Origin of the sequence: Pseudomonas frederiksbergensis (genome assembly GCF_035751725.1) — a bacterium.
In the GTDB taxonomy this organism is placed as follows: Bacteria; Pseudomonadota; Gammaproteobacteria; order Pseudomonadales; family Pseudomonadaceae; genus Aquipseudomonas; species Aquipseudomonas frederiksbergensis_A.
This window is the reverse complement of the sequence record NZ_CP142104.1, coordinates 5,159,483-5,179,335: the sequence shown is the minus strand read 5'-3', so window position 1 is coordinate 5,179,335 and position 19,853 is coordinate 5,159,483. Positions and strand designations below refer to the sequence as shown.

The following is a 19,853-nucleotide window of genomic DNA, read 5'->3' as shown; positions in this document are numbered from 1 at the left end:
CATGGTTGAGACAGTCTGTGACTGGCAGGTCGCGCCAGCATTGCAAAGGTCGGTGGGCTGGAGGATGCTGAGGACCGCTACCCTCGGGGAGAACAATAAGAAATGCACAGCAACCATTTGAGTCGCCATGCCCAGCAAGTCCTGACGGTCACCCAGGGCAAGGCCCATTTGCAGGGCCCTGGCAGCGATCCGTCGATTGCCCGTTCCTGGCTGCGCTGCCTCGAGGACTATCACCTCGACCCGGCCCAGAACCTGGCGCCGACGGTGCTCGAACATGGCCGGGTGCTGGAGAGCCGCGAGCGCTTGCAACAGGTGTTGCACATCGCCGGCACGGAAATGACCAGCCTGCATCAACAACTGTCCGGCGCCGGCCACGCGGTGCTGTTGACCGACGCCCGGGGCGTGATCCTCAACTGCGTCACCGCCCCCAGCGAACGGAAGATTTTCGAACGGGCCGGCCTCTGGCTCGGCGCCGACTGGAGCGAAGCCTGCGAAGGCACCAACGGCATCGGCACCTGCCTGGTGGAACGCCAGGCCCTGACTATCCACCAGGAAGAACACTTTCGTGGCCGCCACACCGGCCTGACCTGCTCGGCCAGCCCGGTGTTCGATCCCCAGGGTGAGTTGCTGGCGGTGCTCGACGTGTCCTCGGCCCGACCGGACGTGTCGCGCCAGAGCCAATTCCACACCATGGCCTTGGTCAACCTCTCGGCGAAGATGATCGAGAGCTGTTATTTCCTTCGTTGCTTCGACAATCAATGGCTGCTGCGCTTTCACTTGCAGGCCGAGTCCGTGGGGCTGTTCAGCGAAGGCTTGATGGCGTTCGACGGCGAAGGGCGGATCTGCGCGGTCAACCAGAGCGCGTTGAACCTGCTCGGGCACATGCGTGGCGGCTTGCTTGGCCAGCGGGTCGAGGACTTCTTCGACTGTTCGCTGGATGAGCTGATGGGCCGGGCCAGCGCCCAGGCCAGCGCCAGTTGGCCGTTGCGTACCCGCGATGGCCGGCATTTGTTCGCCGTGTTGCGCGGCCAACCGCGCAGCGTGCCGGTGCAAGTCGCGCCGGCCTTCAAAGTGGTCGAGCCCGCGCGTCTGCCAGGGATCTGCCTGGGGGATGCGGCGTTGCAGGAGCATTTTCGCAAGGCGCTGCGGGTCTACGAGCGCGATGTGCCGCTGTTGATCCATGGCGAGACCGGCTCCGGCAAGGAGGCGTTTGCCAAGGCGGTGCACCACGCCAGCCAGCGCTCGGGGAAAAACTTCGTCGCCCTCAACTGCGCGGCCATTCCGGAAAGCCTGATCGAGAGCGAGCTGTTCGGTTATCGCGGCGGCAGCTTTACCGGCGCCCGCAAGGAGGGCATGCGCGGCAAGCTGCAACAGGCCGACGGCGGCACGCTGTTCCTCGATGAAATCGGCGACATGCCCTTGGCCTTGCAGACTCGGTTGCTGCGGGTGCTGGAAGATCGCCAGGTGGTGCCCATCGGCGGCGAACCGGAGCCGGTGAACGTGCGCATCATCAGTGCCACCCACCGACAGTTGCTCGATCGGGTGCGCGATGGCAGTTTCCGCGAGGATTTGTATTACCGCCTCAATGGCCTGGAAATCCCGCTGCCGGCGTTGCGTGAGCGCAGTGACAAGTCGCAGTTGCTGGACTTCCTCTTGGCTGAAGAGAGCGGTGCCGAGCCGGTGTTTATCGACGAACCGGCGCGCCAGGCGTTGCTGGGGTTCGACTGGCCGGGCAACGTGCGGCAACTGCGCAATGTGCTGCGTACCCTTGCTGCGTTGTGCGACGGCGGGCGGATCGGGTTGGAGGACTTGCCGGCGATGATCCGCCAGCGCCCGGTTGCGGCGGTCGAGGCAGTGGCGGAACGGCCACTGGAAGACGCCGAGCGCCTGGCGCTGCTCGATGCACTGGAGCGCCAGCGCTGGCACATGACCCACACGGCGGAACAGTTGGGCATCAGCCGCAATACCCTCTACCGCAAGCTGCGTAAACACGCGATTGCCCGCTGAACCACTGATAATTAATCAGATGACTGCTGACTGCTGACTGCTGTTGTGCGGTCAGCCGCCTGTGTACGGGGGGCTGAAACACAAGGTGCGATTTTCCCCTCCCTACGCTAACCTGCGGCCATGTTTACGAGGTCGACTATGCACATCCATATTCTCGGTATTTGCGGCACTTTCATGGGTTCGATGGCGGTCCTGGCCAAAGAGCTGGGCCACCATGTGACCGGTTCCGACGCCAACGTCTATCCGCCCATGAGCACGCAGCTGGAGGCTCAGGGCATCGAGCTGACCCAAGGCTACGACCCGGCGCAACTGGAGCCGGCGCCGGACCTGGTGGTCATCGGCAACGCCATGTCCCGTGGCAACCCGGCGGTGGAGTACGTGCTCAACAAAGGCCTGCCGTATGTCTCGGGCCCGCAGTGGCTGGCCGATCACGTGTTGCAGGGCCGTTGGGTCCTTGCCGTGGCCGGCACCCACGGCAAGACCACCACCAGCAGCATGCTCGCCTGGGTGCTGGAGCACGCCGGGATGAGCCCGGGCTTCCTGATCGGTGGCGTGCCGCAGAATTTCTCGGTATCGGCGCGCTTGGGCGGCACGCCGTTTTTCGTGATCGAGGCCGACGAATACGACAGTGCGTTTTTCGATAAACGCTCGAAGTTCGTCCACTACCGTCCACGCACGGCGATCCTCAACAACCTCGAGTTCGATCATGCCGACATCTTTCCCGATCTGCCGGCCATCGAGCGACAGTTCCACCATTTGGTGCGCACCATCCCCAGCGAAGGCCTGGTGATTCATCCGACCACCGAGCCGGCGTTGCAGCGCGTCATCGAAATGGGCTGCTGGACCCCGGTGCAAACCACCGGCGCGGGCGGGCAGTGGCAGGTGAAATTGCTCAAGGAAGACGGCTCTGAGTTCGAAGTGATGTTCGAGGGCCAGTCCCAAGGCGTGGTTGAGTGGGACATGACCGGCCAACACAACGTTGCCAACGCTTTGGCGACCTTGGCGGCGGCTCGTCATGTCGGCGTGGTGCCGTCGATGGGCATCGCCGCGTTGAGCGCGTTCAAGAGCGTGAAGCGGCGGATGGAGAAAGTCGCCGAGGTGCGCGGCATCACCATTTATGACGACTTTGCCCATCACCCGACGGCTATCGCCACCACCCTCGACGGTTTGCGCAAGCGCATCGGTGATGCGCCGCTGATTGCGATCATCGAGCCGCGTTCCAACTCGATGAAGCTCGGCGCCCACCGCGACGGCCTGCCGGAAAGCGTGGTCGATGCCGACCAGGTGATCTGGTACGCACCGGCCAACCTGGGCTGGGATCTTGGCGCTACAGCCGCGCTGTGCACGGTGCCGTCGATTGTCAGCGATTCCCTGGAAGGCATCATCGAGCGCGTGAAGAGCCAGGCCCAGCCCGGCACCCACGTGGTGATCATGAGCAACGGCGGCTTCGGCGGCTTGCACGGCAAACTGGCCGAGGCGCTGAAATGAGCACGCTTTTGCAGGACGGTGGCCCGGAACGCATCACGCTGGCGATGACCGGTGCGTCCGGCGCCCAGTACGGCTTGCGCCTGCTCGATTGCCTGGTGCGCGAGGAGCGCGAGGTGCATTTCCTCATCTCCAAGGCCGCGCAACTGGTGATGGCCACCGAGACCGACGTGACCCTGCCAGCCAAGCCCCAGATGATGCAGGCCTTCCTCACCGAATACACCGGTGCGGCGGCGGGGCAGATTCGTGTGTACGGCAAGGAAGACTGGATGTCGCCGGTGGCCTCGGGCTCCGGCGCGCCAGCGGCGATGGTGGTGGTGCCGTGTTCCACCGGCACACTCTCGGCGATTGCCACCGGGGCCTGCAACAACCTGATCGAGCGTGCGGCCGACGTCACGCTCAAGGAGCGCCGCCAGTTGATCCTGGTGCCGCGGGAAGCGCCGTATTCGAGCATTCATCTGGAGCACATGCTCAAGCTGTCGAACTTGGGCGTGACCATCCTGCCGGCCTCGCCGGGGTTCTATCACCAGCCGCAGACCATCGACGACCTGATCGACTTTGTCGTGGCACGGATCCTTAACCTGCTGAACATTCCCCAAGATATGTTGCCGCGCTGGGGCGAGCATCATTTGAGCTGCGATGAATAAGCTGCTGGCGGTGTTGCTGGCCTTGCAACTGACCGGCTGCGCCACCGCTCGCACCCTCGACGCCGCCAAGCCAGGAGCGCCGGTGGTCTATGCCGGGACACGCCTGGACTTGTACGCCCTCAATGGAGGCTGCTGCGCCAAGGACCGTTTTGGTGCCGAGGCGCCGAGCTATCCGGGCCTCGACCTGCCGGGAAGTGCGCTGCTGGATACCTTGTTGTTGCCGTTGTCGTTGTTTACGGCGCTGGGAGTGGGGTTCCAGGCCACGGGTGGGCTGTAACGACAAGCTGAAAATGCAGGTGTGCTAGGGATCATTTGTTGTCCCGGGCGCCAGGCTATTTGCCAAGCCTGCGCAACTCATCCGACTCCACCACCCGCACCCCATCCTGCTCTTCCAACGCCAGGCGCCACATGGCCCGGGCCAGTTGGCAGGCTTCGATACCGTGGTATTTGCCCGGGATCAACTTGGACAAAGGCCCGGCGAGTTGCTCCGCCAAACGCGGTTCTACCCGATCGCCCAGCAACAGCGAGGGCCGGCAGATGGTCAACTGCGGCCAGTCCTGGGCCTTGAGGGCAGCCTCCATTTCACCCTTGACCCGGTTGTAGAAAATCGATGACTTCGCGTCTGCATTCAACGCACTGATCACGATGAGATGCCGTGCGCCCAGCTCTCGGGCACGTTTGGCGAAGGCCACCACCAGGTCAAGGTCCACCGCGCGAAACGCCTGTTCGGAGCCGGCTTTCTTGATGGTGGTGCCGAGGCAGCAGAACGCGATGTCGACCGGGCCCTCCAGCCGTTGCAGCAACTCGGCCGGTTCCCCAACCGGATTTTCCAAGTGCGGATGCTCGGCCAGTGGCCGGCGCGAAGGCGCCAGTACCCGGGTGATGGTCGGCTCATTGAGCAGCCGGTCCAACAAGTGTTCCCCGGTCAACCCGGTCGCGCCGGCGAGCAAAACATGCTGAGGCGTCAAGTACATAGTGTTTCTCCCCTTGATACGATTCAGCTTAGTTGCTCTTTTTGCCCTCGTCGTTCAGTGCAGCACTTTGCAATGCTTTTCGCGCCTGTTGCTTGCGCAGCAATTGCCAGTGGGACAGGACCGTCCTCGGCGCCCAGATCTGCGGTTCCGATGCTTCGAAATTGTCCGCCTGCTCGCGTTCGGCAACGATGCCCTTGGCGCGCTTGAAGGCTTGCTCCAGGTCATCGGTCTGGTTGAGCGCCTGGGCGAACAGAGCGTCGCCGAAATAAGTGAAGTTGGCCTCCTCGGAACAACCGAACGACACCCGATCAGCCCGGGATGCCGTCATGACCAACGTGCGCTCATCCTTGAGCGCCGGAATGAAACCACCGGAATAACAGGTCGAGATGACCACGATCTTGTCGCGATTCTTCAGCGGCGCCAGCACCGCGGCCAGTTCATCGGCCGGCAGATCGGCCAGCTCCATGCGCGGCTGGTCGAGCACCAGTTCGTGCTCGCTGGTGCCGTGGCTGGTCAGGTAGATGAACACCAGGTCTTCCGGGCCGCTGCGTTCGGCCAAGGTGGCGGCGGCGCGGCGCAGGCTCTCGCGGCTGGCCATGGGCCGGTCGCCGAGGTGGTCGCGGTGGTTCACCAGGCGGATCTGGCCGAACGCGCCGAAACGGCTGGCGAGCATATTGGAAACATAGTCGGATTCACGCAGGAACACGCTTTGCTTGCCATCGCCGCCCAGGGTCAGGCTGTACAGCTCCACTGCCGGCGTCGAGGCGGGGATGCTGGCGAGAGCGTCGTCGAGAAGCCGGCCCTGGGCCAGGATGCCTCTCTCAAGCACGTCCGGCAGCAGCCTGCCATCGGCGTCGCGTATCCTCTGGCCGTTGACCCAGGTGCCGCCTTGCACGGTGCCGTCGGTGAGCACGAGGGTGCCGCGCCCGTGATAGCTGTCGCCTTCGAACTGGCCGATGTAGAAGCTGCCATCGGGCAGGTTGAGCCGGCCTTCGCCGGTGAAACGCCATTCATTGAAGTGGCCCCGATAATGGCTACCGTCGGCGCCAATCAATTCGCCCTTGCCGGTCAGCGCGCCGTCCCTGAACTGGCCGATCCAGACATCGCCGTCGGCATTTTCGTAGCGACCGCGACCGTTGAGTTGGTTATTCCGGAAGCCGCCGATGTAGACGTCGCCGTCGGCACTGTTGAACGTGCCCTTGCCCTGGAGTTGGCCGTCGACGAAATGCCCGGTGAACTGGTTGCCGCTGGCATCGAAGCGCTGGCCTTCGCCGTTGGGCTTGCCGTTGACGAATGGGCCCTGGTACTGGCTGCCATCGTCGAGTTCGAGGCGTCCGAGACCGGAATATCGGTCGGCCTTGAACTCGCCCCGGTAGGTCATGCCGTTTTCCTTGAGCGTCCCTTCGCCGTCCCGCCGACCCAGCTTGAAGCCGCCGGTGTAGCTGCTGGTCGACGTGGTCAGGCTGCCCTGGCCGTGAAACAGCCCATGCTCGAATTGGCCGCGATAGACCTCGCCGTTACTGCCGTGCCACTCACCGGTGCCATGCCACTGGCCTTTGTCGAACTGGCCGGCGTACCAACTGCCGTTGGGGTAGTCGATGCGCCCCTGGCCTTGCAACAGGCCGTCCACCAAGTCGCCGCGATAACGCCCACCATCGGGCAGGCGCGCGTCGGGAGGCAACAGCGATTCGCCATCACCACAAGCGGTGAGCAGGAGGGCCAGGGTCAGGGGTACAAGTGCGCGCATAACAGGATCCAGGTAATCAGGCGACGAGTATGCCGCAGCTATGCGCGTTGAAGCGATGCGAAACTGCATGAGCGGTTTCGCGACCGCGAGGGGCTACACGAAGCAGAGCGACAGCGGCTCGGCGATGTAGGCCGGTTTTTCCGAACCTTCGATTTCCAGGGTGGCGGTGGCCTTGAGCAACCATTGGCCAGGTTTTTTCTCGGTCACGTCCACCAGGTCGACCTTGAGCCGGACCTTGGAATCGACTTTCACCGGCTGGATGAAGCGCACGCTGTCCAGCCCGTAGTTGACGACCATCTTCACGCCCTCGGGCAGGATCAGGATGTCTTCCATCAGTTTGGGCATCAGCGACAGCGACAGGAAACCGTGGGCGATGGTGCTGCCGAATGGGGTCTGCGCGGCCTTGACCGGGTCGACGTGGATGAACTGGAAGTCGCCGGTGGCTTCGGCGAACAGATTGATGCGGTCCTGATCAATGGTCAGCCAATCGGAACATCCAAGTTCCTTGCCGACATAATCCTTGAGCGCTGTAACGGGAACATAGGGCATTGAGACTCTCCTTGGTTCATCTGTCCTGCTTATATGGAACGGGGATCTGCGCCCCCGAGAACCACTGTAGATCAACATGGCCGACCGCGAAGGTCATCGACCATGCTTTTTACGAATGCCGAACCATAGCGCGGGCGTGCTTATAATGCCGGCGCATTCTTTGGACACGTGTTGCGGGGAGAGAGCGGATGTTGCTACGGGGCCTGACCTGGCTGGTGCTGTTCCAATTGCTGGGCACTGCCATCAACCATTTGTTCCTGCCGATCCTGCCGGGGCCGATCGTTGGCCTGTTGCTGATTCTGGGCTACCTGATCGCTCGCGGCGAAGTCAGCGAGCCGTTGAACCTGGCCGCCAGCAGCCTGCTGCGTTACCTGCCGTTGTTGCTGGTGCCGCCGGCGGTGGGGGTGATGGTCTACGCCCGGGCGATCGCCGCCGATTTCTGGGCGATTGTCGGCGCGCTGGTGCTCTCGCTGGTCCTGTCGGTGGCGTTGACGGGGGTGCTGATGCAGCGCCTGGCCCGGCGCCACAGTGTCGAGCCGGAGGACGCGCCATGATGTTCGATTGGCAGGGCGCCTGGACCTCGGTCATTCACCATCCGTTGTTCGGCATCGGCATCACCTTGGGCGCCTATCAATTGGTGCTGGCGGCGTTCGAAAAGACCCGCTGGGTGTTTCTGCAGCCGGTATTGATGTCGATGCTGGTCTTGATCGGCGTGCTGGTGGGCTGCGGTATCAGCTACGCCGAATACCGCAAGAGCACCGAGATCCTGAGCATTCTGCTCGGGCCGGCCACCGTGGCGCTGGCGGTGCCGTTGTACTTGAACCTGCGGCGAATCCGTCAATTGTTCTGGCCGATTTTTACTACGCTGGTGATAGGCGGGGTGTTTGCCACCGGTTCTGCGGTGGTGCTGGGCTGGGCGTTTGGCGCCGAGCACATGATCCTGATGACGATGGCGCCCAAGTCGGTAACCTCGCCGATCGCCATGCTGGTGGCCGAGCAGATCGGTGGCGTCGCGGCGATGGCGGCGGTGTTCGTGCTGATTACCGGCGTACTCGGTGCGATCCTGGGTCCGAGCATTTTGACCCGGTTGGGTGTCCACAGTCCTGAGGCGCGGGGCATGGCCCTGGGCCTGACTGCCCATGCGGTGGGCACGTCGGTGGCGTTGCAGGAAAGCGAGGAGTCCGGTGCTTTCGCGGCCCTGGCGATGAGTTTGATGGGCGTGGCCACGGCGGTGTTGCTGCCGCTGGTGGTGTCAATGACGGTTTAAGGAACGAGTTATGAGCTTGCCGCTGTTTCCGTTGAACACCGTGTTGTTCCCCGGTTGCATTCTCGATCTGCAGATATTCGAGGCGCGTTACCTCGACATGATCGGGCGCTGCATGAAAAAAGGCGAAGGTTTCGGCGTGGTGTGCATCCTCGATGGCGAGGAAGTCGGCATCGCGCCCGATGGCTATGCACGGGTCGGGTGTGAGGCGCTGATCACCGATTTTTCCCAGCAGGAAAACGGCCTGCTGGGCATTCGCGTGCAAGGTGGACGGCGTTTCCTCGTGCACAGCAGCAGCGTCCAGGTCGATCAACTCACCGTGGCACAGGTCGAGTGGTTGGAAGACGAACCGGAGCAACCGTTGCAGGACGAAGATGCCGACCTTGTGGCGCTGCTCAAGGCCCTGGCCGAACATCCGATGGTGGAGGCGTTGAACATGGGCACCGAAGCCACGGGCCAGCAGTCCCTCGCCAATCAATTGGCCTATCTGCTGCCGTTCAACGAACTGGACAAGATCGACCTGCTGCAACTCGACGACCCGCAACAGCGCCTGGATGCGATCCAGGCGTTGCTCGATGAGTTGCAGGGCGAGTTGTTTGCCTGACACGCTGATATGGGAATGTCAGCGTCCCCATAAGGATTGCGTTCCAGCTCGTTTCCCTCGCCAAGCATCAATAGGCATACCGCAACATCGCATGGGGCAGATGCCGCAGGGCGAAGAAACTGAAGGCCGCCATCAGCGCCGGCAGGACCAGCCACCAGACTTTCGGCGACATGGCACGCAGCGGCTCCTGGCGCTGGCTCAGCCACAGGACGGCGGCGCAGACGGTGGCGGCGAGCATGGCACCAGCAACAATGTCGCTCGGCCAGTGGGCGCCGAGGTAGACCCGCGAGAGGGCGATGGCCAGCGCCGGCAGCGAGCCGAGCAACAGCCAGGTCAGGCGCAGGCGCGGCGGTTGTCCGCGGCCGGCCAGGATCGCCAGGCTCAAGAACAGCGCGAAGGCGCCGGAGGCGTGGCCGCTGGGCATGCTGTAGCTGGTCAGTGGTTCGCTCAGGATCTCCGGGCGCACCCGGGCGAAAAACAACTTCAAGCCGGTATTGGCAAGGGCCGTGAGCAGCATCGTGCCCCCGGCAAAGATTGCCTGGCGCCATTGCCGTGCCAACAGCAGCAACCCGGTCACCAGGCTGCAGACGATCAGCATGTAGCGCAATTCACCGATCAGCGTGAACGTCACGGCGATCTCGTCCAGCGTCGCGCTGCGATGCTCCTGGACCAGTGCAATCAGGCCCTGGTCGAAGGCGGTCAGGTAGCGGAAACCGATGAACATACCAATCAGGATTACCAGGCCAACACTTGCGATGATCGCCGAGGCATGGCGATGGCGACGCAGGCTGCTGTTGACGCTCAGGCCGAGCATCACGGCGATGCTGCCGATGACCACGCCGGCTTGTGGCCAGAAACCTTCGGGCAGCGGCAGGCGGAACGCCGCCCCGGTGGCCCAGCCTGGCAACAGATAGGCCACGGTCCAGCCCGCCGCCGCCACCACGCTGACGATGGCGAAGCGCGGGAATGGCATGTCGCACATCCCGGCCACCATCGGCAGCATCGGCCTCAGCGGGCCGATGAAGCGCCCCACCAGCAGGCTGGCGATGCCGTAGCGTTGGAAATAGCTTTCCGCCGCGCTCATCCATTCCGGATGATGCCGCAGCCCGGGCAGGCGCCGGATGTTCTGGTGGAAATGCCGGCCGAGGAAGTACGACACCAGGTCCCCCAGCAATCCGCCGAGAAGCCCCAGCAGCAAGGTCTCGCCCAAGGACAACGCGCCACTGCCGGCGAGCACTGCAATGGCGAACAGCAAGACAGTGCCCGGCACGATCAGCCCGGCGATGGCCAGGCATTCAACGCAAGCCACGACAAACACCGCCACCGCCAGCCACTGCGGGTTTACGGTCAGCCAGCCGGTAATGCTATCGAGCCATGGGCCCATAAAGACAACTCCATTGTTTATCCAAGCTGCATGCTCTTTTACTGTGGGAGCGGCAGGCGCCCTATTTCATCAGCAAAGCAAAAAATAATCCCGGCCCTCGACCTGTCCACGCCGCAGCGGGTTGCGGGTGCACCAGGGTGCGTAGGCGGCATCGACGAAGCGGTAGGGCAGGTGTTCGTCTCGTCCCAGCGGAATGCCCAGGCGAGTGGTCTGGATCACGTTGACCGTCGGCACGCCCACGTCTTCCACCAGCAACCGTTCAGGGTCGAAACGCTTGGCGTCCCAGTCCGGCACTTTCAGGCCCAAGGCCTTGCATAGCAAGGTCTGCCCGGCACAAAGCTTTTGCGGCGAACGTGGCCGGCCTTGGGCGTCGGGGTTGTTGAGCAGCATCTGCGCCAGGCTGTCCGGGCCGCTGATGGCATCGACCCAGGGATACGCCGATTTGATCAACACCGCATTGCCCGGGCCTTGCGCGCTGAAGTTCAGCGAATCGCCGCCGCGAGCGTAGTACATATAGATGTGCCCGCCGTCCAGGAACAAAGCCCTGCGCTTTTCCGTGTAGCCCAAGGAGGCGTGGCTGCCTTTCTCGGCGAAGTAGTAGGCTTCGGTCTCGATGATTCGGGCGCTGAGCCAGAGGCCGCCCACCTTGTGGCGAATCACTTTGCCCAGCAGGTCCCGGGCGAGCTCCTGGGCGTCTCGGTCAAAAAAAGCGTGTGGCAAAGCAATGGGCACGGGACGGGATTCGGTCATGGCGATGGATGAAGTCGGGCCAAAAGTAGCGCGATGATAACAACGGAAAGCTTAATTACCGCTGAACATTCCTAGAAGCCGTCACGATTGAGGCCTGTTTTGCGCCTCCGCCGGTCACCGCTGCGAGTCCATGCTGTTAGTCGAGGGTTACGACAGCTATAATCTGCCGCTTTCCTCTTTGCCAAGACCACACAGACCATGACTGAGTCCGTTCTTGACTACATGACCCGCCTGGGTCGCGCCGCCCGCGAAGCGTCGCGCGTCATCGGCCGTGCCAGCACCGCGCAGAAAAACCGCGCCCTGCAGGCCGCCGCCAACGCGCTGGACGCTGCTCGCGCCGAGTTGTCCGCCGCCAACGAGCTGGACCTGGCCGCTGGCCGGGCCAACGGCCTGGAACCGGCAATGCTCGAACGCCTGGCGCTGACCCCGGCGCGCATCGACGGCATGATCGTCGGTCTGCGTCAGGTCGCGGCACTGCCGGATCCGGTCGGGGCGATCCGCGACATGAGCTATCGGCCGTCGGGTATCCAGGTCGGCAAGATGCGCGTGCCCCTGGGCGTGGTCGGGATCATCTACGAGTCGCGGCCGAACGTGACCATCGACGCTGCGAGCCTGTGCCTGAAGTCCGGTAACGCGACCATCCTGCGTGGCGGTTCCGAGGCGATCCATTCCAATCGCGCCATTGCGGCGTGCATCCAGCGCGGCCTGGCCGAAGCCAACCTGCCGGCCGCCGTCGTGCAAGTGGTGGAAACCACCGATCGCGCGGCCGTCGGCGCGCTGATCACCATGCCCGAGTTCGTCGATGTCATCGTGCCGCGCGGTGGCAAGGGCTTGATCGAACGGGTCAGTCGCGACGCCCGCGTGCCGGTGATCAAGCACCTGGATGGCATTTGCCATGTCTACGTCAGCGCCCACGCCGAATTGCCGAAGGCCCAGCGCATTGCCTTCAACGCCAAGACTTACCGGTATGGCATCTGCGGCGCGATGGAAACCCTGCTGGTGGACCAGGCCGTAGCCAAGGATTTCCTGCCGTCGATGGCTGCCCAGTTCCGCGAAAAAGGCGTCGAACTGCGCGGTTGCGAACGCACGCGGGCGATCATCGAGGCCGTCGCGGCCACGGAAGAAGACTGGGACACCGAATACCTGGCGCCGATTTTGTCGATCCGCGTGGTCGACGGCCTGAACCAGGCGATCGAGCATATCAATCGCCATGGCTCCCACCATACCGACTCGATTGTCAGCGAACACCAGGGCGAAGCCCGGCGTTTCGTGGCGGAAGTGGACTCGGCCTCGGTGATGATCAACACCCCGACCTGCTTCGCCGACGGCTTTGAATACGGATTGGGTGCCGAGATCGGCATTTCTACTGATAAGCTGCACGCCCGCGGCCCGGTGGGTCTGGAAGGCCTGACCTGCGAGAAGTACATCGTGGTCGGTGATGGCCAGTTGCGCGGACAGGAGCCGGCCTGACTTGGGCGACCTCGACCCACTGGCCTCCATGACGATGCCCGTTGTGACGGCGATCGCGCCAAAGCGCATCGGTATCCTGGGCGGTACGTTCGACCCGGTGCACATCGGCCATTTGCGCGGTGCGCTGGAAGTCGCCGACGCGCTGGCCCTCGACGAGCTGCGCCTGACACCCAGTGCCCGGCCGCCTCATCGGGATACGCCGCAGGTGTCGGCCCGGGATCGCCTGGCGATGGTCGAGTGCGCGGTGGCCGGTGTGGCGCCGTTGGTGGTGGACGCCCGCGAATTGCAGCGGGACAAACCGTCCTACACCATTGATACCCTGGAGCTGATGCGCGCCGAACTGGCCGCCGATGCCCAGGTTTTTCTGCTTCTGGGCTGGGACGCATTTTGCGGCCTGCCCACTTGGCATCGCTGGGAAGAGTTGCTCCAGCATTGCCACATCCTGGTGCTGCAACGCCCGGATGCCGACAGCGAACCGCCGGATGCCTTGCGCAACCTGCTGGCGGCGCGCTCGGTGAGCGACCCGCTGGCCCTCAAGGGGCCGAGCGGACAGATTGCATTCGTCTGGCAGACGCCGCTCGCGGTATCCGCCACCCAGATCCGTCAACTGCTGGCCAGCGGTAAGTCGGTACGTTTCCTGGTGCCCGACGCGGTCCTGGCCTACATCGATGCGCACGGTCTGTACCGTGCGTCGAACTGAACAAGGCGTGCTCCGCCGACACGAATCCACGTGTACCGAGCAGCCGAACACATGAGCAAAACGAGTTTTTTATGACTGACAAAGACCTGAACAAAGTAAAGCGCAAGGGCACCTTCAAGAGCGCCCCGCTGCCGGTAGAAGCGCACACCGGCGTGGCGCTGTCCGGCGAAGAGCTGGTCAAGGTGGCCGTGGCGGCCCTGGAAGACGTCAAGGCCCAGGACATCCAGGTGATCGACGTTCGCGAGAAGCAGAGCATCACCGACTACATGATCATCGCCACCGGTACCTCCAACCGCCAGATCGGCGCGATGCTGGACAAGGTCCGCGAAGCGGTCAAGGCCCAGGGCGTCAAGCCGCTGGGTGAAGAAGGCAAGGGCGACAGCGACTGGGTCCTGTTGGACATGGACGATGTCATCGTGCACATGATGACCGCCTCGGCGCGCCAGTTCTATGACCTGGAACGTCTGTGGGCCGGCGCCGAGCAGAGCCGCTCTGCCAGTGCCGCGCACCACAGCCCGGAAAACACCCATGAGCACTTCACCAAGCTCAACAAAGACCAGCAATAAGGGATCGCTGTGCGACTGCGCCTGATCGCCGTCGGTTCTCGCATGCCCAAGTGGGTGGAAGAAGGCTGGCATGAATATGCCAAGCGTCTTCCGTCCGAGCTGGCCCTGGAACTGGTGGAAATTCCGCTCAACACTCGCGGCAAGAACGCTGACGTGGCGCGCTTTATCCGCCAGGAAGGCGAAGCCATGCTGGCCAAGGTCGGGCCGAACGAGCGCGTTGTCACCTTGGAAGTCCACGGCAAGCCCTGGAGCACCGAGCAACTGGCGGTCGAGCTCGATCGCTGGCGATTGGATTCGCGTACGGTCAACTTCATGGTCGGTGGCCCGGAAGGGCTGGCGCCGGAAGTCTGTGCGCGGGCCGATCAACGCTGGTCGTTGTCGCCCCTGACGTTGCCGCACCCGCTGGTGCGGATCCTGATCGGCGAACAGTTGTATCGTGCCTGGACAGTCTTGTCCGGGCACCCTTATCACAAGTAATCCTGCCCCCATGCCCCAGCCGATCCGCATCAAGGACCACGAAAAAGACGCCCGCCTGGTGCGGGGCCGCGTCGTGTTCGGCGCTATTGCCGTGGTCGCGCTGATCGGCGTGCTGATTGCGCGGCTGTATTTCCTCCAGGTCATCCAGTACGAGTACCACTCGACCCTGTCGGAGAGTAACCGCGTCCACGTGCAGCCGATTCCGCCGACTCGCGGACTGATTTTCGACCGCAACGGCGTGGTGGTGGCGGACAACCGGCCCAGCTTCAGCCTGAGCATGACTCGCGAGCGTTCCGGCGACTGGCAGAAAGTCCTCGACGTGATTGTCGAAGTGTTGCAATTGACGCCCGAGGATCGGGCAATCTTCGAGAAGCGCATGCGCCAGGGCCGGCGCCCCTTCGAGCCGGTGCCGATCATGTTCGAGCTGACCGAAGAGCAGATCGCGCTGATTGCCGTGAACCAGTTCCGCCTGCCCGGCGTCGAGGTGGTGGCGCAACTGGTGCGGCATTATCCCCAAGGGGCGCATTTTGCCCACTCGGTCGGCTACATGGGGCGGATCAACGAGAAAGAGCTCAAGACCCTCGATCCGGTCAACTACAGCGGCACCCACCATATCGGCAAGACCGGCATCGAGCGTTTCTACGAGGCCGAGCTGCACGGCCAGGTAGGTTACGAGGAAGTCGAGACCAACGCCCGAGGTCGCGTATTGCGCGTGCTCAAGCGCACCGACCCGATTCCCGGCAAGGACATCGTCCTGAGCCTGGACATCAAGTTGCAGGAAGCCGCTGAAGCGGCACTCGGCGGTCGGCGTGGCGCGGTGGTCGCGTTGGACCCCAACACCGGCGAAGTCCTGGCGATGGTCAGTCAGCCCAGCTTCGACCCGAACCTTTTCGTCACCGGCATCAGCTTTAAAGCCTACGCCGAGCTGCGCGATTCCATCGATCGACCGCTGTTCAACCGCGTGCTGCGCGGCCTCTATCCGCCGGGGTCGACCATCAAGCCGGCCGTGGCGATTGCCGGGTTGGATGCCGGCGTGGTCACGGCGTCGAGCCGCGTCTACGACCCTGGCTATTACCAACTGCCGAACTACGACCACAAATACCGCAACTGGAACCGCACCGGTGACGGCTACGTGGACCTGGAAACGGCGATCATGCGTTCCAATGACACCTACTTTTATGACTTGGCCCACAAGCTGGGGATCGATCGGTTGTCGTCCTACATGAACAAGTTCGGTCTCGGCCAGAAAGTGTCCCTGGACATGTTCGAAGAGTCACCGGGCCTGATGCCGTCCCGGGAGTGGAAGCGCGCTACCCGCCGCCAGGCCTGGTTCCCCGGTGAAACCCTGATCCTGGGGATCGGCCAGGGCTACATGCAGGCCACGCCGCTGCAACTGGCCCAGGCCACGGCCCTGGTCGCGAGCAAGGGCAAGTGGTATCGCCCGCACCTGGCCAAGACCATCGAAGGCCAGAAGCCGGTGGACCCGGACCCGGTGCCGGATATCATCCTGCGCAATCCGTCGGACTGGCAGAAGGTCAACATCGGCATGCAACAGGTGATGCACGGTGCCCGAGGGACGGCGCGCAAGGCTTCCATCGGCGCGCAATACCGGATTGCCGGCAAGAGCGGTACCGCCCAGGTCGTGGCGATCAAGCAGGGTGAGAAGTACGACCGCTCCAAGGTCCAGGAACGTCACCGCGACCACGCCTTGTTCGTCGGCTTTGCGCCGGCCGACGATCCGAAGATCGTCGTCTCGGTCATGGTCGAGAACGGTGAGTCCGGTTCCGGCGTCGCCGCTCCGGTGGTGCGCCAGGTCATGGACGCCTGGCTGCTGGATGAGCACGGCCAGCTCAAGCCCGAATTCGCAAGCCCGATCAGCGCGGAGGCTACGGCCCGTGAAGAATAATTTCGACCGCATCCTCTCGAGTGAAGATGTGATGCGCCGTCGCGCTACCTTGCTGCAGCGCATGCACATCGACGGCCCGTTGCTGATCCTGCTGCTGACGCTGGCGGCCGGCAGCCTCTTCGTGCTGTATTCGGCCAGTGGCAAGAACTGGGACCTACTGGCCAAGCAGGCCACCTCGTTCGGCATCGGCCTGGTGTCGATGATCGTCATCGCCCAACTCGAGCCGCGCTTCATGGCGCGCTGGGTGCCGCTGGCCTATGTGGTCGGCGTGGGTTTGCTGGTGGTGGTGGACATCATGGGTCACAACGCCATGGGCGCCACCCGCTGGATCAACATCCCCGGGGTGATCCGTTTCCAGCCTTCGGAATTCCTCAAGATCATCATGCCAGCGACCATCGCCTGGTACTTGGCCAAGCGCTCGTTGCCGCCGCAACTCAAGCATGTGTGTATCAGTTTGTTGCTGATCGGTATCCCGTTCATCCTCATCGTGCGCCAGCCGGACCTGGGCACTTCGCTGCTGATCCTGGCCGGCGGTGCGTTCGTGCTGTTCATGGGCGGGTTGCGCTGGCGCTGGATCCTCAGCGTGATCGCCGCCGCCGTACCGGTGTCGGTTGCCATGTGGTATTTCGTGATGCACGACTACCAGAAGCAACGCGTATTGACGTTCCTCGATCCGGAAAGCGATCCGCTGGGCACTGGCTGGAACATCATCCAGTCCAAGGCCGCCATCGGTTCCGGCGGTGTGTTCGGCAAGGGTTGGCTGATGGGCACCCAGTCGCACCTGGACTTTCTGCCGGAAAGCCACACCGACTTCATCATCGCCGTGATGGGCGAGGAGTTCGGCCTGGTGGGCATCTGCGTACTGCTGCTGATCTATCTGCTATTGATCGGGCGAGGCCTGGTGATCACCGCCCAGGCCCAGACCTTGTTCGGCAAATTGCTCGCGGGCAGCCTGACTATGACGTTTTTTGTTTATGTTTTCGTCAACATCGGTATGGTCAGTGGCCTGCTGCCGGTCGTGGGGGTGCCGTTGCCATTCATTAGCTACGGAGGAACTTCGCTGGTGACGCTACTGTCAGCGTTTGGGGTTTTGATGTCGATCCATACCCACCGCAAGTGGATCGCGCAGGTTTGATTAAGGTGAAGAGTTCAATGCAAGCAATGCGTGGCTGGTCGACGCGATATGCGACGTGGGTCGGCCTGGTCGGCTTCCTGGGCGGTGCGCCACATGCCTTGGCGGGCGAATACGAAGGTTCGCCGCAAGTGGCCGAATTCGTCGGTGAAATGACCCGTGACTACGGGTTTGCCGGCGAGCAGCTGATGGGTGTATTCCGCGAGGCCGAGCGCAAGCAGTCGATCCTCGACGCGATTTCCCGGCCTGCCGAGCGCGTCAAGCAGTGGAGCGAATACCGGCCCATGTTCATCACCGAGGCGCGTATCGCCCGGGGCGTGGACTTCTGGCGCCAGCACGAGGCGGCCCTGGCCCGGGCCGAGCAGGAATACGGCGTGCCGGCCCAGGTCATCGTGTCGATCATTGGTGTCGAGACCTTTTTTGGCCGCAACACCGGTAACTTCCGGGTGATCGACGCGCTGTCGACCCTGGGCTTCGATTACCCGCCGCGCGCCGAGTTCTTCCGCAAGGAACTGCGTGAGTTCTTGCTGCTGGCGCGTGAAGAGCAGGTCGATCCGCTGACCCTCAAGGGTTCTTACGCCGGAGCCATGGGCCTGCCACAATTCATGCCCAGCAGTTTCCGCGCCTACGCGGTGGACTTCGACGGCGATGGCCACATCAATATCTGGACCAACCCGACCGATGCCATCGGCAGTGTTGCCAGCTACTTCAAGCGTCACGGCTGGGAAGCCGGCGAGCCGGTGGTCAGCCGGGCCGAGGTGCGTGGCGAGCAGGTGGACCAAGGCTTGACCGAAGGCATCGAGCCGACGAAAACCGTCGGGGAGTTGCGAGCGTTGGGCTGGTCGAGTCATGATGCGCTGCGTGATGACATGCCGGTCACCGCGATGCGCCTGGAAGGCGAGCAGGGCCCTGAATATTGGATGGGCCTGAAGAATTTCTACGCGATTACGCGTTATAACCGCAGCGTGATGTACGCCATGGCTGTATATCAACTGTCTGAAGAGCTGGTCAAAGCACGGGGCGTCAAATAATGCAGGCATTGCCTACCTATCAACCCCTGAAAGCCAGGCCCCTCAAGCTGGTGGCATTGGCGGCGTTGTCGTTGCTGGTCGTCAGTTGTTCGACCAGCCGCGCACCGACCCAGAAAAACACCAACGTCGTGCGGGCGACGCCGGGCCTGGACATCAACCGGGCCCACAAGGACGGCGCGCCATGGTGGGACGTGGATGTCTCGCGCATTCCCGACGCCACGCCGACCCTGCACACCGGCCCCTACAAGGCCAACCCGTACACGGTGCTGGGCAAGACCTATTTCCCGATGGCGGAATCCAAGCGCTACGTCGCCTCGGGCACGGCTTCCTGGTACGGCACCAAGTTCCATGGCCAGAACACCGCCAATGGCGAGGTCTACGACCTCTACGGCATGAGCGCGGCCCACAAGACCCTGCCGCTGCCCAGTTACGTGCGGGTGACCAACCTGGACAACAACAAGACGGTGATCCTGCGGGTCAACGACCGTGGGCCGTTCTATTCCGACCGCATCATCGACTTGTCGTATGCGGCGGCGAAAAAGCTCGGTTACGCTGAAACCGGCACCGCCCGGGTCAAGGTCGAGGGCATCGATCCGCAGGAATGGTGGGCCCAACGCGGCCGTCCGGCGCCTTTGATGCTCAACGAGCCGAAAGTGGCGCAGAATGCCGCGCCAACCGTGACGGCTTCCACCGGTACGGTCGAGCAGTGGACGCCGCCGCCGCAGCAACACGCGGCGGCCGTGGTGCCCGTGCAGATTGATGCAAAAAAAAACGCTTCTGCAACAGCGTCTGGCCAGTATCTTCAAGTGGGCGCGTTCGCCAACCCGGACGCTGCAGAGCTGCTGAGGTCGAAGCTGAGCTCGATGGTCAGCGCGCCGGTGTTCATCAGCTCGATCGTGCGCAACCAGCAGACACTGCATCGGGTGCGCCTGGGGCCGATCGGTTCTCCGGGTGAGGTCCAGCAGGTGCAGAACAGCGTGCGCCTGGCCAATCTCGGTTCGCCGAGCCTGGTCACCGCAGAATGATTTGAATGATGGCCCGCTTGCGGTTCGAGCGGGTCAGGTTGTTGGCTCTACGAATAACAAAAGCCCGGCAAGGGTTGTGAGTGAGCAACTATAATGCGCGGCGGCCCGTTAGAAGGCTGCCTGTTCAGTATTGCC

General features: G+C 63.2%; 20 protein-coding genes. 15 read left to right on the top strand and 5 right to left on the bottom strand.

What is annotated here, in order from left to right; all coding sequences use genetic code 11:
• Positions 1–102 precede the first annotated feature (102 nt).
• The 4 genes from VQ575_RS23235 (at position 103) to VQ575_RS23220 (ending at position 4,416) form a co-directional block, all read left to right on the top strand.
• The gene (locus tag VQ575_RS23235; RefSeq protein ID WP_039594301.1) at positions 103–2,007 is read left to right on the top strand and encodes a sigma-54-dependent Fis family transcriptional regulator; all 1,905 of its coding nucleotides are present in this window, start codon (positions 103–105) and stop codon (positions 2,005–2,007) included.
• Positions 2,008–2,145: 138 nt separating this feature from the next.
• Positions 2,146–3,495 (top strand): UDP-N-acetylmuramate:L-alanyl-gamma-D-glutamyl-meso-diaminopimelate ligase, encoded by a 1,350-nt coding sequence (gene mpl, locus VQ575_RS23230; protein ID WP_039594302.1) that lies wholly within the window; start codon positions 2,146–2,148, stop codon positions 3,493–3,495.
• Positions 3,492–4,139: a flavin prenyltransferase UbiX gene (gene ubiX, locus VQ575_RS23225; RefSeq protein ID WP_045157039.1), complete on the top strand. Its 648-nt coding sequence runs from the start codon at positions 3,492–3,494 to the stop codon at positions 4,137–4,139. The genes mpl and ubiX overlap by 4 nt, the downstream gene beginning before the upstream one ends.
• Positions 4,132–4,416, top strand: coding sequence for a YceK/YidQ family lipoprotein (locus VQ575_RS23220; RefSeq protein ID WP_045157038.1), 285 nt, complete (start codon positions 4,132–4,134; stop codon positions 4,414–4,416). The genes ubiX and VQ575_RS23220 overlap by 8 nt, the downstream gene beginning before the upstream one ends.
• Before the next feature lie 55 nt (positions 4,417–4,471).
• Here the strand turns inward: VQ575_RS23220 and VQ575_RS23215 are convergent, their stop codons facing one another.
• The 3 genes from VQ575_RS23215 to VQ575_RS23205 all read right to left on the bottom strand — a co-directional run bounded on the left by VQ575_RS23215 (position 4,472) and on the right by VQ575_RS23205 (position 7,409).
• Entirely contained in the window at positions 4,472–5,113 is a 642-nt protein-coding gene (locus tag VQ575_RS23215; protein ID WP_045157037.1) for an oxidoreductase, read from the bottom strand.
• 28 nt (positions 5,114–5,141) lie between these two features.
• On the bottom strand, positions 5,142–6,860 hold the full coding sequence (locus VQ575_RS23210) for a C13 family peptidase (RefSeq protein ID WP_045157036.1): 1,719 nt from the start codon (positions 6,858–6,860) through the stop codon (positions 5,142–5,144).
• A gap of 93 nt (positions 6,861–6,953) precedes the next feature.
• Positions 6,954–7,409: a MaoC family dehydratase gene (locus VQ575_RS23205; RefSeq protein WP_039594307.1), complete on the bottom strand. Its 456-nt coding sequence runs from the start codon at positions 7,407–7,409 to the stop codon at positions 6,954–6,956.
• Positions 7,410–7,597: 188 nt separating this feature from the next.
• On the opposite strand from VQ575_RS23205, the gene VQ575_RS23200 reads away from it, so the two are divergent.
• Genes VQ575_RS23200 through VQ575_RS23190 form a run of 3 tightly spaced genes read left to right on the top strand, consistent with a single transcriptional unit; the run spans position 7,598 to position 9,277 of the window.
• Positions 7,598–7,963, top strand: coding sequence for a CidA/LrgA family protein (locus VQ575_RS23200; protein ID WP_325918488.1), 366 nt, complete (start codon positions 7,598–7,600; stop codon positions 7,961–7,963).
• Positions 7,960–8,676, top strand: a complete 717-nt coding sequence (locus VQ575_RS23195; protein WP_039594309.1) for an LrgB family protein — start codon at positions 7,960–7,962, stop codon at positions 8,674–8,676. Before VQ575_RS23200 ends, VQ575_RS23195 begins: the two co-directional genes overlap by 4 nt.
• Before the next feature lie 10 nt (positions 8,677–8,686).
• A complete protein-coding gene (locus VQ575_RS23190; protein WP_325918486.1) occupies positions 8,687–9,277 on the top strand; it encodes an LON peptidase substrate-binding domain-containing protein in 591 nt (196 codons plus the stop codon).
• 67 nt (positions 9,278–9,344) lie between these two features.
• On the opposite strand, the gene VQ575_RS23185 is transcribed toward VQ575_RS23190, so the two are convergent.
• Positions 9,345–10,661, bottom strand: a complete 1,317-nt coding sequence (locus VQ575_RS23185) for a bifunctional DedA family/phosphatase PAP2 family protein (protein ID WP_198726560.1) — start codon at positions 10,659–10,661, stop codon at positions 9,345–9,347.
• Positions 10,662–10,730: 69 nt separating this feature from the next.
• Complete coding sequence (locus VQ575_RS23180) at positions 10,731–11,411, bottom strand: DNA-3-methyladenine glycosylase (RefSeq protein ID WP_198726558.1); 681 nt, start codon at positions 11,409–11,411, stop codon at positions 10,731–10,733.
• A 198-nt stretch (positions 11,412–11,609) separates the two neighbouring features.
• On the opposite strand from VQ575_RS23180, the gene VQ575_RS23175 reads away from it, so the two are divergent.
• The 8 genes from VQ575_RS23175 to VQ575_RS23140 all read left to right on the top strand — a co-directional run bounded on the left by VQ575_RS23175 (position 11,610) and on the right by VQ575_RS23140 (position 19,718).
• A complete protein-coding gene (locus tag VQ575_RS23175) occupies positions 11,610–12,881 on the top strand; it encodes a glutamate-5-semialdehyde dehydrogenase (protein ID WP_325918484.1) in 1,272 nt (423 codons plus the stop codon).
• Positions 12,882–12,909: 28 nt separating this feature from the next.
• Positions 12,910–13,581, top strand: a complete 672-nt coding sequence (nadD, locus tag VQ575_RS23170; protein WP_162488984.1) for a nicotinate-nucleotide adenylyltransferase — start codon at positions 12,910–12,912, stop codon at positions 13,579–13,581.
• Between the two features lie 71 nt (positions 13,582–13,652).
• On the top strand, positions 13,653–14,147 hold the full coding sequence (rsfS, locus tag VQ575_RS23165; RefSeq protein WP_039594315.1) for a ribosome silencing factor: 495 nt from the start codon (positions 13,653–13,655) through the stop codon (positions 14,145–14,147).
• A 9-nt stretch (positions 14,148–14,156) separates the two neighbouring features.
• On the top strand, positions 14,157–14,624 hold the full coding sequence (gene rlmH, locus VQ575_RS23160) for a 23S rRNA (pseudouridine(1915)-N(3))-methyltransferase RlmH (protein WP_007937439.1): 468 nt from the start codon (positions 14,157–14,159) through the stop codon (positions 14,622–14,624).
• Between the two features lie 10 nt (positions 14,625–14,634).
• Positions 14,635–16,530: a penicillin-binding protein 2 gene (gene mrdA / locus VQ575_RS23155; protein WP_039594317.1), complete on the top strand. Its 1,896-nt coding sequence runs from the start codon at positions 14,635–14,637 to the stop codon at positions 16,528–16,530.
• Positions 16,531–16,561: 31 nt separating this feature from the next.
• Positions 16,562–17,665, top strand: a complete 1,104-nt coding sequence (gene rodA / locus VQ575_RS23150) for a rod shape-determining protein RodA (RefSeq protein WP_045157031.1) — start codon at positions 16,562–16,564, stop codon at positions 17,663–17,665.
• A gap of 17 nt (positions 17,666–17,682) precedes the next feature.
• A complete protein-coding gene (mltB, locus tag VQ575_RS23145) occupies positions 17,683–18,693 on the top strand; it encodes a lytic murein transglycosylase B (RefSeq protein ID WP_039594319.1) in 1,011 nt (336 codons plus the stop codon).
• On the top strand, positions 18,693–19,718 hold the full coding sequence (locus tag VQ575_RS23140; RefSeq protein ID WP_045157030.1) for a septal ring lytic transglycosylase RlpA family protein: 1,026 nt from the start codon (positions 18,693–18,695) through the stop codon (positions 19,716–19,718). Before mltB ends, VQ575_RS23140 begins: the two co-directional genes overlap by 1 nt.
• Positions 19,719–19,853 lie beyond the last annotated feature (135 nt).